The 14,506-nt window shown below is 70.6% G+C and carries 18 protein-coding genes and 2 pseudogenes; 12 read left to right on the top strand and 8 right to left on the bottom strand.

Going from position 1 to position 14,506, the window contains the following annotated elements; translation table 11 throughout:
• Positions 1-25 precede the first annotated feature (25 nt).
• Entirely contained in the window at positions 26-466 is a 441-nt protein-coding gene (locus tag ABD292_RS14310; RefSeq protein ID WP_344207664.1) for a hypothetical protein, read from the bottom strand.
• Positions 467-679: 213 nt separating this feature from the next.
• On the opposite strand from ABD292_RS14310, the gene ABD292_RS14305 reads away from it, so the two are divergent.
• The 6 genes from ABD292_RS14305 to ABD292_RS14280 all read left to right on the top strand — a co-directional run bounded on the left by ABD292_RS14305 (position 680) and on the right by ABD292_RS14280 (position 4,066).
• Positions 680-1,279, top strand: a complete 600-nt coding sequence (locus tag ABD292_RS14305; protein ID WP_344207663.1) for a helix-turn-helix domain-containing protein — start codon at positions 680-682, stop codon at positions 1,277-1,279.
• Between the two features lie 16 nt (positions 1,280-1,295).
• A complete protein-coding gene (locus ABD292_RS14300) occupies positions 1,296-1,862 on the top strand; it encodes an MFS transporter (protein WP_344207662.1) in 567 nt (188 codons plus the stop codon).
• Positions 1,847-2,536 (top strand): MFS transporter, encoded by a 690-nt coding sequence (locus tag ABD292_RS14295; RefSeq protein ID WP_344207660.1) that lies wholly within the window; start codon positions 1,847-1,849, stop codon positions 2,534-2,536. The genes ABD292_RS14300 and ABD292_RS14295 overlap by 16 nt, the downstream gene beginning before the upstream one ends.
• 58 nt (positions 2,537-2,594) lie before the next feature.
• Entirely contained in the window at positions 2,595-3,116 is a 522-nt protein-coding gene (locus ABD292_RS14290) for a hypothetical protein (RefSeq protein WP_344207659.1), read from the top strand.
• A 235-nt stretch (positions 3,117-3,351) separates the two neighbouring features.
• Entirely contained in the window at positions 3,352-3,747 is a 396-nt protein-coding gene (locus ABD292_RS14285; protein ID WP_344207658.1) for a hypothetical protein, read from the top strand.
• A 25-nt stretch (positions 3,748-3,772) separates the two neighbouring features.
• Positions 3,773-4,066 (top strand): hypothetical protein, encoded by a 294-nt coding sequence (locus ABD292_RS14280; protein ID WP_344207657.1) that lies wholly within the window; start codon positions 3,773-3,775, stop codon positions 4,064-4,066.
• A 69-nt stretch (positions 4,067-4,135) separates the two neighbouring features.
• Here ABD292_RS14280 and ABD292_RS14275 read toward each other — a convergent pair whose 3' ends face one another.
• The gene (locus ABD292_RS14275; protein ID WP_344207656.1) at positions 4,136-4,603 is read right to left on the bottom strand and encodes a hypothetical protein; all 468 of its coding nucleotides are present in this window, start codon (positions 4,601-4,603) and stop codon (positions 4,136-4,138) included.
• A 62-nt stretch (positions 4,604-4,665) separates the two neighbouring features.
• On the opposite strand from ABD292_RS14275, the gene ABD292_RS14270 reads away from it, so the two are divergent.
• On the top strand, positions 4,666-5,073 hold the full coding sequence (locus tag ABD292_RS14270) for an Imm10 family immunity protein (RefSeq protein ID WP_344207655.1): 408 nt from the start codon (positions 4,666-4,668) through the stop codon (positions 5,071-5,073).
• A gap of 70 nt (positions 5,074-5,143) precedes the next feature.
• On the opposite strand, the gene ABD292_RS14265 is transcribed toward ABD292_RS14270, so the two are convergent.
• The 4 genes from ABD292_RS14265 to ABD292_RS14250 form a co-directional block, all read right to left on the bottom strand.
• On the bottom strand, positions 5,144-6,313 hold the full coding sequence (locus ABD292_RS14265; protein WP_344207654.1) for a nucleoside/nucleotide kinase family protein: 1,170 nt from the start codon (positions 6,311-6,313) through the stop codon (positions 5,144-5,146).
• A gap of 395 nt (positions 6,314-6,708) precedes the next feature.
• Positions 6,709-7,254: a DinB family protein gene (locus ABD292_RS14260; protein ID WP_344207653.1), complete on the bottom strand. Its 546-nt coding sequence runs from the start codon at positions 7,252-7,254 to the stop codon at positions 6,709-6,711.
• 151 nt (positions 7,255-7,405) lie between these two features.
• Complete coding sequence (locus tag ABD292_RS14255; protein ID WP_344207652.1) at positions 7,406-8,002, bottom strand: histidine phosphatase family protein; 597 nt, start codon at positions 8,000-8,002, stop codon at positions 7,406-7,408.
• Complete coding sequence (locus ABD292_RS14250; protein ID WP_344207651.1) at positions 7,999-9,225, bottom strand: PEP/pyruvate-binding domain-containing protein; 1,227 nt, start codon at positions 9,223-9,225, stop codon at positions 7,999-8,001. Before ABD292_RS14250 ends, ABD292_RS14255 begins: the two co-directional genes overlap by 4 nt.
• Positions 9,226-9,283: 58 nt before the next feature.
• Between ABD292_RS14250 and ABD292_RS14245 the strand changes: the two genes are divergently transcribed.
• From ABD292_RS14245 to ABD292_RS14235, 3 genes are all read left to right on the top strand, one after another.
• Positions 9,284-9,685 (top strand): DNA-binding protein, encoded by a 402-nt coding sequence (locus tag ABD292_RS14245; protein ID WP_344207650.1) that lies wholly within the window; start codon positions 9,284-9,286, stop codon positions 9,683-9,685.
• On the top strand, positions 9,682-10,317 hold the full coding sequence (locus ABD292_RS14240; RefSeq protein ID WP_344207649.1) for a transcriptional regulator: 636 nt from the start codon (positions 9,682-9,684) through the stop codon (positions 10,315-10,317). The genes ABD292_RS14245 and ABD292_RS14240 overlap by 4 nt, the downstream gene beginning before the upstream one ends.
• Before the next feature lie 142 nt (positions 10,318-10,459).
• On the top strand, positions 10,460-11,185 hold the full coding sequence (locus ABD292_RS14235) for a hypothetical protein (protein ID WP_344207962.1): 726 nt from the start codon (positions 10,460-10,462) through the stop codon (positions 11,183-11,185).
• 177 nt (positions 11,186-11,362) lie between these two features.
• Here the strand turns inward: ABD292_RS14235 and ABD292_RS14230 are convergent.
• A pseudogene (locus ABD292_RS14230) lies at positions 11,363-11,593 on the bottom strand (RNA polymerase sigma factor); the annotation flags it as partial.
• 111 nt (positions 11,594-11,704) lie between these two features.
• On the opposite strand from ABD292_RS14230, the gene ABD292_RS14225 reads away from it, so the two are divergent.
• Both ABD292_RS14225 and ABD292_RS14220 read left to right on the top strand, forming a co-directional pair.
• Positions 11,705-12,280 (top strand): DUF6461 domain-containing protein, encoded by a 576-nt coding sequence (locus tag ABD292_RS14225; protein WP_344207648.1) that lies wholly within the window; start codon positions 11,705-11,707, stop codon positions 12,278-12,280.
• Between the two features lie 61 nt (positions 12,281-12,341).
• On the top strand, positions 12,342-14,162 hold the full coding sequence (locus ABD292_RS14220) for a S9 family peptidase (RefSeq protein ID WP_344207647.1): 1,821 nt from the start codon (positions 12,342-12,344) through the stop codon (positions 14,160-14,162).
• A 19-nt stretch (positions 14,163-14,181) separates the two neighbouring features.
• Here ABD292_RS14220 and ABD292_RS14215 read toward each other — a convergent pair.
• Positions 14,182-14,481, bottom strand: a pseudogene (locus ABD292_RS14215) (transposase); the annotation flags it as partial.
• Positions 14,482-14,506: the final 25 nt, after the last annotated feature.

Raw genomic sequence — 14,506 nt, 5'->3', positions numbered from 1 at the left:
GACGCCGGCCTCGCGCGGCCGGGCGTCAGCGTCGCGCCGCGGGGAGCAGCCGCGCCCCGACCCAGCCGACGACGCCGGCGACCACGCCGACCCCCGCGCCGGTCAGCACACTGCTGCCGAAGGCGAAGGTGCGCAGCAGCACGGCCTCCATCGCCGGCGACAGAGCACCCGCCAGGTTGCCGCCGAGAGCGGGCTGATCATCGCCGAACGACGCCGACCACAGCACCTGGTGGGTGACGCCGAGCAGAACCCCGTAGGCGACGCCGACCGCCAGCAGGGTCAGGAACGGGTTCGGGACACGCTTCCACAGCACGACGACCAGCCAGACGGCGATCGGCAGGAACACCAGCAGGGCGTTGACCACCGGACCGACCAGGCCCAGGTCATGCGCGATCGCCCTGGGCGCGCCGAGCGCGGCCAGGGCCAGGACGGCGATCGGCGACAGGCCGAGGGTCTTGGATCTCATCGGACAGGGTCCTCCGCCTCACGGGGTTTCGGTCGCGCCCGACGGTAGGCGCGGGGCCGGCGGCCTGTCGTCCGCCTGGGGTGCCGTTCCGGTACGGCGGGCGTACCGCGTGGGTTGTGGCGGGGGTCGGCGCCGGGATGTACGCGGCTTCGTGTGCACCATATTCCAAAGGTTTCCTTGACATCGGCACCCGGCCGGCCCAGGATTCCAAGCATGTCTTTGGAATCCTGGAGGAAGCGGCCACGCCGGGTGCTCGACGACCCCGCCGCCATGCGGGCCTTCGCCCACCCCGTCCGCCTGGCCCTGCACGAGCTGCTGATGCGGGCCGGCGCCACGACCGCCGCGGACGCCGCCCGCGAGGTCGGCATCAGCCAGGCCCTGGCCTCCTACCATCTGCGGCAGCTCGCCAAGTACGGCTTCGTGGAGCAGGCCGAGGCGCGCGACGAACGCGAGCGGCCGTGGAAGGCGACGTCGCTGACCCAGGAGTGGTCCGACACCGCATCGACCTCCGAGGGGTCGGCCGCCCGCGGCCTGCTGGAACAGGTCATCGCCGAACGGGCGCTGTCCCGGCTGGCCGAGTGGCAGGAGCGCCGTACGGACGAGCCGGACGAATGGCGGACGGCCGGCGGGATCGGCAGCTCCTACCTCTACGTCACGCCCGACGAACTGGCCTCGTTCGACGCCGCGTTCAACCGGCTGCTCGAACCGCTGATGGCGCGGATCGCCGACCCGTCCGAGCGGCCGGAGGGGGCCCGGCCCGTCCTGCTGACCACCCTCCTGGTCCCGCTCCCGGCCACCGGCACCGGTGACTGACGCCAGGGACGCCACCTTGCCGGGAGGGGAACCGGCAGGGGAGGCGCCGACCGGGATCGGCGGCCCGTTAGGGAAGAACCGCGACTACCGGCGGCTGCTCACGGCCGGGCTGATCTCGCAGACCGGCGACTGGGTCATCGGCACCGGCCTGGCGTACCACGTCTACGTCCTCACCGGGTCCACCCTGTCCAGCGCCACCATGCTGCTGGCGGGCCGCCTGCCGGACGTCCTGCTCGGCTCACTGGCGGGCGTGCTCGCCGACCGCTGGGACCGCCGCAGGCTGCTGGTGATCACGGACGTGCTGCTCGGCCTGGGGCTGCTGCCTCTCCTCGCGGTACGCGAACCGGGACAGGTGTGGATCGTCTACGCCGTCGCTCTGTGGACGGGCGTGATCAGCACGGTCCTGTTCCCCGCGCAGAAGGCCCTCGTGCCGCAGATCGTGGCCGCCTCGCAGCTCGTCAGGGCGAACGCGTTGCAGGGGCAGAGCGGCCAGGCCGCCAGACTGCTGGGAGCGCTGGCGGGCGGGGTCGCGGTCGGTGCGGGCTGGCCGCCGTCGTCTGGATCGGCGTGGCCGGTTTCCTGATCTCCGCACTCCTGCTGGCCCGCCTGCGTACGCCCGCCCGACGCGCCACGGCCGCGACGACCATGGGCGGGCAGTGGGTCGCCGGGCTACGGCTCGCCAGGAGCGACCCCGGCGTGCGCCTGCTGGTGACGTACATGGTGATCACGGGCCTGGGCGAGGGCATCTTCGCGACGCTCGCGGCGCCGTTCGTGGCAGAGGTGCTGGGCGGGGAAGGAGACGCGTACGGGCTGTTCCTGTCGGCGCAGGCGGTCGGCGGGATCGCCGGCGGCCTGGCGGTCGCCGCCCGCCCGGGGTACGCCACGCCGCGCGCGCTGTTCGGATGGGGAACGGTCGTCTTCGGATTGGCCGACCTGGCGCTGTTCACCTATCCGCTCCTGACGCGTGAGCTGTGGCCGGCCATCGCGCTGATCGCCCTGGCCGGGCTACCGGCCGCGGCCGCGATGGCGGGACTCACCACGTTCGCCCAGACGGCCACCGGCGAGGACCGGCTGGGCGCGGTCTTCGGCCTCCTCGGCAGCGCCCAGGCCGCCACGTCGCTGCTCGGGATGGTGTCGGCGGGCGTGCTCGGCGACCACCTCGGCATCGTCCCGACGCTCTGCCTGCACGCCGGCGGGCTGATCACGGCGGGCCTGCTCGTCGTGCTGACATCCCGATCATCATCGGCCGGCCTGTGACCCAGCGCATCTCAATCCGAGATGTTCAGGTGTCACTATCCGAAAGATGGTGCGATCAGTGAGAACGCAGGCCGACAGGCATCCGGTCCGGAAGATCCTCGGCCTTCTCGCCCTCGCCACGGCCACCGGCTGCGTCCCCACGAGCCCAGCCGCTGGAGGCGTCACCGGGATCACCGTCAACGCCGAAGGACGAATGGCGGTGGTGGCGGCATGGTGTCAGGAGCCTCCGGACGGCGTCATCATCTATCGCAGGGTCAACGGCGACCTTGTGGACCAAGCCGACCTCAAAGCGCCGAAACTGTCCGGGACCACGGCCTCCCTGGACCTGGAGAGAATCCCGCCGGGCTGGTCCCTGCTCAAGGGCGACCTGAACTTCCGGCCTGGCCAGAAGTACGTCGCCGGCGCCTACAACGCCACGAGCCACGCGAGAATGGCCGACGTCACCTTCACGAACGACACCAAAGAGAAGATAACGGCCGGAAGCATCCTCGTTCAGAACCACGCCGAACATCACCCGGACGGGGTCGATGCCCTGCTCTCCGCCGCCGAGTTCACCGCCAGAGCACAGCACTACTGCTGACACAGCCGACCTTCCTCACCCGCGCTTGCGGGCGCCGTCCACGACGTGACCGCCGCTCGCACCCGTCGCGACCTTGAAGGCGCGCGTCGAAGAGGGCCGTTACCCAGGATAAAAAAGGCTCACTGAGAAAGCCGACACGGCGCCGGAACATTGGCCACGCTCCATCGTGAGCTATACGCTCGGCGGCGATCGTGAACCGACCTGTCACTGAGCATCGGAGGCGGACATGGAGCCTATGAAGAAAATCCTGATTCGGCTTGCCGCGGTCGTGACAATAACCGGGTCCAGCATGACCCTCACCGCGGTCAGCGACGCGGCGGCACGACCGGCGCCCCAAGAGCCCTCCCCGTTGGCGCGCCTGGTGGGCGCGGACCTGGGCACCATCTTGTCGATGGTTCCGGCGGTCTTCTGCGGCAACCGGCTGGTCAACTACAACTCTCCTTCGTCCAACTCTCCCACGAAATGCGTCAACGGGGCAGAAAACAGCGGCAACTCCACCAACAGCGGGAATTACCATAGCGAAGGAGATCCCATCAACAGCGGCAATTTCTCGAACGTGAACGGCTCCACGAACAGCAACAACGCCACCGACAGCGGCAACAACGCCAACGGATCCCAGACCCTGCGGTGACCGGGCGGGCGGAATGAGAGAGCACGTGAACATGACCGGCCTGGCCATCGCCGTTGTCGGCCTGGCGTTCTTCGCCGCGACGACCCCGGCCCTGCCCGCCGAATCGTCGACTCGCGAGGCGGCCTATGTTTCCGCGAAGGCGGGCCATCCCAAGAACAAGGGAAACTCGCGAAAGTTCGGCAATTACTGGAGCAAGGGCAAATCGATCGACAGCGGAAACTTCTCGAACGTGGTCGACTCCTACAAGTCCAACAACCTGTCCGGAGGCAGCGGGAACAACGTCAACGGCCCGCAACGCATCATCATAAAACGCAGATAGCGCCTGCCCGAGCACGAGGATCGCCTCCACGAGCGTGGTCGCGCGATGCGAGCGATGACCTCGCGCGGTTCACGGCCAGAGTTGCAGCGTGAGAAGGGTGACCTCGTAGATGTTGCGGGGGAAGAGTGGCTCGCGGTCGTTGTCGACGAACTTGGAGAGCAGGCGGGCGCTCCACTGCGTCATCTCACGTCCAAGGTCGAAGGCCGGATGATAATCCCTCTCGCCCTGATCCTCCTTCACGGCGCAGACCCGCCCCGAAGCGAGGAAGAGCGGGCCGTCCCACACCAGCTCCCATTCCGCATATGGGTCGGGCGGGCCGTCCCATCTCTCGTAGCGTACGAACACGCCGACGTCCGGAGCGACATCCACGATGAGCGCATTAGGTCCGACCGCGACCCGCCGGCCACGGCCAGGCCCGCTGAGGTCCCAGATGCTCCGCTGACCGGGACGGAGATCCTTCGCAGCCTCGACATCCGCGAACCCGTGGAAACCCCTCACCTCTATCCCGTCGGAGCGCTCAGCAATGATCTTTCTCATGACAGCTCTTCTTTCCTTCCAGAGGGGACCGCCGGTACGGCATGCCGCTACTCTCCGGCGATATGACGATCAGGTTCATCGCCCGAGCGGTCGGAGTCCAGGATGGAGCCGACGATTGCCTGTCAGCCGGTATCGCCGAGACCGAGGACGGCGACGGCCTGATGTTCGACTTCCAGTGCGCCCTGTACGAGCCCGACGAGCAGGACATCACCCTGGGCTGGGACACCCACTGCGTGGTCACCGCAAACCAAGGCACCGCCTACGGCGCCGTCAACGAGCTCGCCCTGCACGGCAACGTGCTGCGCATCGTCCTGGACCCGCACGATCTCGAAGCGCTGGGCCTGTCCGACCCCGAGATCGAAGCGACCATCGAGGCGGACGACGAAGCGATCGAGGAGTTCCGGAACGCGTTGCGGCGCATTCTCGCCTACGGCCGTGAGGATGCCCGCCCGAAGGCTGTCCATCTTTGACGCGACCGGGACATGCCAATGCGAGCTCCGCTACCGACACCTTCCGCTTGGTTTAGACCTGCGATTCTGATCACGTCTCGGCCTGGGCGCCTGTCGGCCAGTTGCCGGCGCGAGCCCGTACGTCCGCGGCCACCTCCTGCACCGACCGGCCATCGGTGTCGATGCGCAGATCACCTGCCCCCGCCCGGGCAAGCGCCTCGGCCTCGCGGGCCGCGCGTTCGGCGGCACGTTGCAGGGCGTCCGGGCCCAGCCCTCTCAGCTCGTCGCCCGGTATGGAAGGTCCGCCTCCCTGGGCACGCCGTGCGATGCGGTCAGCCAGTGTCGCTGGACCGGCATCCAGGCGGCACACGGTCAGGGCCGTTCCTGGTAGCGACTCGGCATAGGCCTGGACGGTGTCGTCGGAGTCGGCTTCGCCGGAGACGACCAGGCATTGAGCGCCCACCGCGCGATAGCCGGCCCAGACGGCCGCGAGGTTGTGCGCCTTGAGGCGGCGGTTGTCCGTGTCGTCGTCGCCGACAGGAGCCAGCGCAGCGATCTGCTTCACATCCACGTAGGCGGCACGCAGACCGGTCCGGTAGACCTGCGAGAAGATCTCGTAACCGACCGTGGACTTGCCGACCGCCGTCGCGCCGCGCAGCCACAGCACGGGTGTGGGCGCGGCATCCGCCTGGGATGCGGGCGGGTGGTGCCGCAGGTCTCCGGAGGACGCCGGGGCGGGGAGGGCGGCCGGCCATCCTCCGGCCCGCTCGCGGATCAGTCGCGCCGCCTCGGGCACCGCAAGGCCGCCGGTGTCCACGCACACGTCGGCATAGTCGCTCCGGTCCAGGGCGTCTGCCTCGGCGACCGCCGCCTCCACCAGTTCGGGCCGCCAGCCTCGCCCCAGAAAGCGTTCCTTGAGCTCGGCGCTGTCGACGCGCAGCCGGCACAACGTGAACGCGGCCTCGGGCAGAAGGGCCGTGTACTCACGAACCTCCTCAGGAGCGTGGACAAAGCCCGCGAGGACGAGACACTGCATGCCTTCCTGTTTGAAGTGCGGCCACATCGCGGCCAGGTTCCGCGCTCGGAGGCGATGCGTCACACCCTCCGGCAAGGGGTGGCACAGGCCGATCTGGTCGGCGTCGACGAACGCCGCTTTGACACCGCCACGGCTCAGCTGCGTGAACACCTCCCAGCCGACCGAGGACTTCCCGACACCCGTGGGGCCCGACAGCCACAGCACAGGCAGGTGAGGGTTGCTCATCCGCGCGACAGTAGTGCGCTCCGGGCGGGGCGAGCGAGCGGATTTCGTCGCGCGGATCGGCGGCTACGACCTCCGATGCGGAGGTCGCTCCGCGCCGCGGTCGTTGGTCCATGTGCCGATGCGTACCGCTCCGGCCGTGCCCGATGTCGGCGGGGAAGACGAGCTGCCGCTGGACCTCGTGCTGGCCCCCCGCGAACTGCAGCTGCGCCCTTCCCGCTGGAAGCAGATCCGGGAACGTCTCAACGCGGGAACGCCGCCCGCCGCCGCAACGGGGTTTGCACCAACCGGTTGGATGCAACTATCACGTGTGTCGAGCCATCTACGGCTGGGGCATCACTCAATTGCACGTGGCGTTCTGCCCGCAATGGGCAAGATGACGAAGGCAGGCAACCCCCTCAGATGCTCCACCCGCACACGACCAGGTAACCATCGACGGTGGTGATGAGATCGGAGGTGGGGTCGTCGGGCAGGGTGTGGCCGAGGTCGCGGTTGCGTACCTCGCCGATCCAGCGGTCGTGCTGGTACTCGTGGTTGATGATGGCCATGAGCAGCGTCTGTGCGACGATCTTGAGCTGGGCGGGGGCGCCGACGTCGCCGGCGCCGATGGCGTTCATGCGGGCGTGGACCCGTTCGCCGACGGTGGCGCGGAAGTCGGCCAGCCGCCGGGGGTCGGGCAGGGGCAGCCGGTCCGCTTCCGGGTTGGCGGAGTCCATGAGGCCGTCCAGGTCGGGGGCGGGGCTCGGTTCGGCCGCGGTGAGGTTGCGGACCATGAAGTGGGCGACGTGGGCCTGGTGGCCGAGGTGCCAGCCGATGGGGCTGAAGTTCTGCTCGGGTCGCCAGTGCAGCTCCTCGGCGGTCAGGTCGCGCCAGAGCTCGTCGGTGTAGGCGCGGGCGCGGTCGTACTCGGCCAGCAGTTGCGGGATCTCATACAAAGTGGTCACTCCGGTCGTCGGTGGGCGGTCACGAGGGCGCCGCCCTTGGCGGCAGAGGTGCGCAGCCTACAAGGGGACCGTGCCGGACTGCGGAGAGGTTGACGGCGCGTACGCCGCCGCCTGCCTCGGCCGGGTGCGGGAGCTGCTGGAGGCCGTCACCTCATGGCCGGATGCCGTCGGGGAACCCGGTCCAGCGCAGCTCGGCGGGCAGGTGGCCCATGTCGTTGAACGTCACGAGCGTCGGCGGCAGGCCGGGGCGGTAGTGGATGACCGTCAGCGCGGCGTTGGCGCTGTTCAGTCCGAGCCAGCGTGACGGCGGCGCGTCCAGGGCGTGCCGCACCAGCCACGCGATCTGGAAGGCGTGCGTCACCAGGACCTCGTGGGTGTCGGTGGCCTCGGGGGCCGTGGCGAAGCGGGCCAGCAGGGCCTCGGCGAGCTTGTGGCCCGAGGCCGCCTCGGCCTCGTCGTAGCCGTCGAAGAAGCCGGCCCGCGCCGGGGGCATCTCGGCCGCCGGGGGGACGTAGGGCACGTGGTCGATGAGTTCGGCGGCCTCGGCGACGGGCGCGTCCGGCAGGTGGCGGGCGAGTTCGCGCGCGCTGGCGGCGGCGCGCGGCAGCGGGGAGTGCCACACGGCGTCGATCGGCAGGCCGGCGAGCCGTTCGCCCAGCAGTCCCGCCTGCCGGCGGCCGAGGTCGGTGAGGTTGCCGAGGGCGTCGGCCGCGCCGTGGCGGGCCAGGTAGAGGTGTCGCGTGGTCATGGGCGGGTGGGGCGCGGCGCCCGGGCGGGCCCGCTTCCCGTCTCCTTCCGGTCCGTGACGGTGCCGGTGGTGCCGTCGATGGTGATGGTGCTGTCGTCGTGCAGTCTGCTCGTCGCGTCGGGGACGCCGAGGACGGCGGGGATGCCGTGCTCGCGGGCGACGATGGCGGCGTGGGAGAGTACGCCTCCGGTCTCGGTGACGACGCCGGCCGCGATGCGCAGCAGCGGCGTCCAGGCGGGGTCGGTGAGGGGGCAGACGATGATGTCGCCGGGCCGCGCGCGGGCGAAGTCGCGGGGGCCGCGGATGATCCGCGCGGTGCCGGTGGCGATCCCGTGGCTGCCGGGTGTTCCGGTCAGCGTGGCCGGGGGGTGGTGGGTGGGCCATGCGGGAGGTGTGGCCGTGACCGGCCGTGCCTGCAGGATCCAGGGGCGTCCGCCGGCGATCGCCCATTCGACGTCCTGCGGCCCGCCGCGTAGGGCGGCGATCTGCTTGCCCAGCTCGGCGAGCAGCCCGGCGGTCACGTCGTCGAGTGACGGCTGGTCACGGGCGTCGGCGGGCACGTCGGACGTGACGAGCCGGTCGCCCCGCCGGTCGAGGCGGGTGCGTTTGTGCGCGAGCGCGCGGGTGTCCGTCCCGTCCCCGGCGACGCGGTAGGCGTCAGGGGTGACGGTGCCGCCGACGACGCTGGGGCCGAGCCCCCAGGACGCCTCGATGCGGACCGGGTCGTGCGGGTCGGCCGGGGTGAACATGACGCCGGACGCCTCGGCGTCCAGGTGGCGCTGCACGAGGACGGCCATGGCGAGGTCGCCGGCCCCCTGGTGGTAGTCGACGGCGCGCGGGGTGAACAGCGAGGCCCAGCAGGCGCGTACGGCGTCCGCGACCGCGCCGGCTCCGCGTACGGCGAGAAAGCTGTCGTGCTGACCGGCCGCCGACATCCGGCCGGTGTCCTCGTGCGCGGCGGACGATCGCACGGCGACGGGCGGATCGCCGAGCTCGCCGAGCGCCTGTCCGAGCGCGTCGATCAGGGCGGCCTGGACGGGAAGGTCCTCGATCGCCCGCCGCCGGTCCGGCCCGGGGTCCAGGTCGCGTACGGCGGCCCGGTAGGCGGCGAACGGCACCACGAACCCGTCGGGGACCGGCAGTCCCGCGCGGAGCAGCGCCCCGAGCGCCCCGGCCTTGCCCCCGCACGTGCCGGCGGCGGCCGACCTGAGGGGTACGATCATCCGCCCGCCTTTCAACGAAACGTTGACAACATTTCGTTGATTCTGGATCATGAACGGCATGTCACGCAAGCAGGACCTCAGTCAGGCCGGCCGCGCGGACCGCGCGGACCAGGCCCAGGCCGGCCGCGAGCACGACGCGCGGCGACGCCTGCTGCGCCTGGGCGCGGACGCGCTCGACGCCCGTCCGTGGCGCCCCGCGCCGGCCCCGCCGTCGGCGGTCGACCTCGTCCAGTTCGCCGTCTGGCGCAACGCCGACCTGGCCCCGGAGGACGTCCTGAGCGCGCTGGCCCTCCTGCCGGCCGCCCGAGCCGAGGTCGACGGGCTCGAATCCGCCCTGCTGTTCATCGCCCGCGGCAGCGGGCTGACGTGGGCGCAGATGGCGGACGCGATGGGGTTCAACTCGCCGCAGGCGTGCCAGCAGCACTACACCCGCCTGACCGCGCGCGAGGCCGGCGCATGACCCGCGACTCCGCGCCCGACCTGCTGGTCCTGCACGCCGTACGCGTCCTCGGCTTCGCCGACACCCCGGAGGTCGCGCGGCGGTACGGGCTCGACGCGGCCCAGGCCGAGGAGCTGCTGCGCGACTTCGAGGCGCGCGGCTGGGCCGGGCACTCCGCCTTCGCCGGCACCGGCGGCTGGTCGCTGACCGAGCCAGGCCGGGCCGAGAACGAGCGCAGGCTCGCCGCCGAGCTCGCCGACGCCGGCGGCGCCGACGAGGTCAGGGACGTCTACCGCGCGTTCCTCCCGCTGAACGCCCTCCTGCTCCAGGCCTGCACCGACTGGCAGCTCCGGCCGACCGCCGGCGACCGGCTAGCCGTCAACGATCATCGTGATGCCGACTGGGACGCCGGGGTCCTGCACGAGCTCGCCTGCGTCTCCCGCGCGCTCACGCCGCTGGCGGACCGGCTCGGGAGCGTGCTGACCCGGTTCCGCGGCTACGACGCCCGGTTCGCGGCGGCGCTGGCGCGCGCCCGGGCCGGGGACAACGCCTGGGTGGACCGCACCGACGTCGACTCCTGCCATCGCGTCTGGTTCCAGCTCCACGAAGACCTCATCGCCACGCTCGGCCTGCACCGGCACGCGCAGCCTTGATCTCAGGCGAGCGGCCAGTTGCGCAGGGCGGCGTCGGCCATCTCCTGGAGTTCCTCGCGGCCGACACCGCTCGCGGCCCCACGCGCCGGAACACGGGCAGGATGCGCAGGAGTTGTTCCGCAGGATCGTCGCGACGCCGGTCATGGCACGTCGCAGAGTGCGCTGGCCGGTGGTGATCCCCGTCGCCGCGATGCTGGCGGCCGTGGCCGTCATGGGGGTGGCGTTCATCCCCACGGGCGCGCCAGGCGGCGTCGCGCCGGCCGCCGCGCTGGCGTTCGAGCGTTCGGGCGACGACTGGATCGTCACCGTCAAGGACCTCTACGCCGACCCCGAGCGCTTCGCGTCCGAGTTCAAGGCCCGTGGGCTCGACATCCGTCTGACGATCGCACCGGGCTCACCGAGCATCGTCGGTCATGTCACGGCCACGGATAATTCGGAGGGAGCCGGCATCGAAGAGGAGTCGGTGGAGTGCGAGTCCGGCCGATGCACGGCCTCATTCCGCATTCCCGGGGACTTCAAGGGCAGCGCGCAGATCTCGTTCGCCCGCCCGGCCCGGCCCGGGGAGCGGTACGTAGCGGCAGGCGACGCCGAGGCCACCGGTGAGCTGCTGCACTGCGTACCGTTCCGCGGCATGACCGTGGACGAGGTACGGGCCGTGCTGGCCGAGCGGGACGGCTCGATCGAGGAGTTCAGGGTCGGCAAGCGATCGGACCGCGCCCAGCAGGTGCCGGGCAACTGGTTCGTCACCGACGCGGTGCCGTCGGCCACTGGACAGGTGCTCGTCTGGGCGCAGCCGGGCCGGGTGAAGCTGACTCCCGAGATGACCATGCACGTCAAGAAGAAGATGGCCGGATGCCCGAACGGCTGAGCCGAGATCGCCGTGCTCCACGCCCAGCAGGACGACGTCCTCGGCGGAGGCGACGGGGAGCTGTCGTCCGGTTCGAGGCCGGAGCCGACCCGGCGCGCGCCGCGGCCCCGCAGGGCGGAGATCAGCCGGCGGACGGTGATCGTCCACAACCAGCCGGCCACGTTGTCGCCCCCGGAAGCCGCCCGCCGAACGCCACACGGCCAGGAACGTCTCCTGCAGCGCGTCGTCCACCACGTCCGCGTCGGCGCAGCGGCGGGCCAGCCGGGCGCGCAACCAGGGGGCATGGCGCTGGTGGAGGATGCGCAGGGCGGCGGTGCTGCGGGCGGCGACGGCGGTGACGAGGTCGGCGTCGCCGCCTTCCGCGGTGACGTCCGGGGCCGCGCGCCGCCGGAAGGGGAACGGTCTCACGGTGTATCTATCGCAGGGTCCGTACGGGCTGGTTCGCTCGGATCGGCTCGTTTGCCGTCGGGCAGGCACTGAGGCGTTGCAGTTCTTTTTCGCCCATGTGAAGGTGACGGGATGTCAGACCCCGGCGTCGCCCACTACGGCGAACTCGTCACTCGATGGATGTCTGATCCGGCCTGCGTCACCTGGTGCTCGGGTCTCGACGTCGAACAGGCCGCGCGTTGTTTCGGCGCGGACGTGGAGAGTGGGACGCCGATGACTGTCACGGACGCCGAGTTCGAGCACTACGACGAAGCCTGGCAAACCGTCCTTGTCGGCTCGCTGGACGGCTGGACCCTCGCGATCGAACCGAACGGCGGCGAAGCGCGTTCCTCTGAGGTCATGGCCGCTCTCTCCATCGCGGGGGAGGCGTTCACGCTCTATTGGAATGGCCCGGCGCAGGTCGAGTTCAACTATGCCGCACAAGGGCGTCTGATCGCGTCAATCCCCAAATCCCCTGTCACCGACTGGCCCTCTGCCATGAAAGAAGTCGTCGCCCCGCACGTCCCTGGCCTGTCATTCCCGACCACCCCCGACGACCAATGGAAAACCTCCGCCTTCACCCTCGCCGCCCGCCTGAGCAACACTTATCTGACCGACCGGTGGTTGGAGACGGAACACTGCCGCTTCGTCATATCGACTGTGCTCTGAAGCCGACGGGCCGCGCCCGAGAGGAGCCCGCCCGGCCGGGTTGGTGTGCGAACATCGGGCGATGCTGACCGAAGAGATGGTGGTTGACGCGCAGGTGCCCGTTTGTCCGGTGATTTCGCCGGATGGGCGGTGGGTGACCTATGGCGTGATGCCGAGCAGGACGGTCTGGGTGGCGGGGGTGGACGGGAAGGCGCCATCGAGGAAGCTGGGTGAAGGGATCGACCCCAAGTGGTCAGCCGACTCGCGGTATGTCTACTTCCGGACGGAAGAGCAGTTGCACCGGGAGCGGGCTGAAGGGGGCGACCGCAGGTCGTGGAAGGGCGAGGTGGGCGCCTACCTGCCGCTCGCCGACTCCTGCACGGTGGTCGTGCTCTCGCCGGACCCCGGCGAGAGCGATCCGTGGGTGTGGAGCGAGACCGCGAACCATGACCGGCTGCGGCTGCTCGATCTGCGGAGCGGTGCGGTCACGACCCCAGGGGTCTTCCTGGGGCGGCATGTGGTCGACGTGGCAGAGCGGCCCGGGGGCGGGATGCTCGCCGTGCTCACGCAGGAGTCGGCCGACCCCGATCCCGGCGAGCTGACGCCACGCCTGCACCTGTTCGACCCAGCCACCGGCGAGGTGCGAGAGCTGGGCGCGGCGGCCGTGTCGGCGGGCTCGCTCACCTGGTGGGAGGGAGCGGACGGGTGGCATGTCGCCTACATCGCGACGACACCACCCGGCATAGTCGGCGGGAACGCCGTGCTGGACGTCACGCTGGCGGAGGGAGAGCACCGCAATCTCACCGAAGGTCTACCGGTCTGCCCGCTCAACCTGACCTCCGGCGGGTTGGCTCTGGTCGCGGACGGGCTGGACTCCGCGATCCATCGCCTTGACCCGGCCACGCGAAGGCTCGTCGAGGTCCTTCCTCTGCGGGGACTGGCGTGGTGGTTGACGGCCGACGCGGACGGCGCGACGATCGCGCTGGCCAGGAGCGAGGCGCACGAGGCACGCTCGGTCTTCGCGGGTCCTGTCCAAGGTCCGTTGGTACGGCTCAGCGACACCGCACCCGAACTGCGCGCCATCGAGTGGGGCGCCCAGGAACGCCTTTCCTATCGGGCGAAAGACGGGTTGGACCTGGACGGCCTGCTCGTCCTGCCACCCGGCAAGTCCCGGGAGGACGGCCCGTTCTCCTTGGTCACGATCGTGCACGGCGGGCCCTATGCACGCTGGGCGGACCAGTTGCTCCTGCATCACTACGAGCCCGCGCAGTGGTTGGCCGCCGACGGTCACGCCGTCTTCCTGCCCGATCCCTGGGGCGGCCAGGGCCACGGGCACGCCTTCGCCACGAACGGCACCCTTGGCAGGGAGGAGTGGCAGGACCTGCTCACCGGCATCGACCTGCTGATCGAGCAGGGGGTGGCTGACCCTGACCGGTTGGGCATCGGCGGCTACAGTCACGGCGGATACATGGCCGCCTGGGCAGTCGGTCAGACCGACCGCTTCAAGGCGGCGCTGGTGGGTGCGGGGATCAGTGACTGGGGCATGCTCGCCGCGGCCGGCGAACTGGGCGCGTTCGAGGCGGCGCGTGGCGGCAGCACCGGCTGGGAGGGAGTCGGCCCGCACCCACATGACGAGCGGAGCCCCATCTCCTACGCCGCCAGGATCCGAACCCCGGTCCTGATCGTTCATGGCGCGCAGGACACCAACGTCCCGCTCAGCCAGGCGGAGTTCCTGCACCGGGCCCTGCGCAGGTTCGACGTCGAGCACGAGTTCGTCGTCTACCCGCGCGAGGGTCACCACATCGTCGAGCGAGCCCACCGTATCGATCTGCTACGCCGTACCAGAACGTGGTTCAGCCGCCTGAACGGGCTCTTCACAGACGAAGGCGCAGTCACGACCTGAAGCCGGCGCAGCCGGGACGCCTTGCCGAGTTTGCGTCAGGTTCGCGGTAGGCGGCGATCATCCGCTGGTAGATCCCCCAGGTCGCCTCGACTTCGACGTGCGTGTCGCCGTGGCTCTCCGCGTCGAACAGGTCGGCGAGGCGGTCCTTCTGCTGGTCGGCGCCGGTTTGCAGGGTCCGCCGTACCCGGTAGAGCGGGTCGTCCTTACGGCCGCGGTGGCCATGGACGATCAGCCGGCGCCGGCACTGGTCGAGCGCCTCACCGGCCAGCCGCACGACGTGGAAGGGGTCTATTACCGCGACCGCGTCAGGGAGCTCTTCGAGTGATCACCCTGGGTGAACAAAC

It is taken from the genome of Nonomuraea bangladeshensis (genome assembly GCF_039529455.1).
GTDB classification, from domain to species: domain Bacteria; phylum Actinomycetota; class Actinomycetes; order Streptosporangiales; family Streptosporangiaceae; genus Nonomuraea; species Nonomuraea bangladeshensis.
The sequence above is the reverse complement of the archived record's forward strand: the minus strand, read 5'-3'. Positions and strand labels throughout refer to the sequence as shown.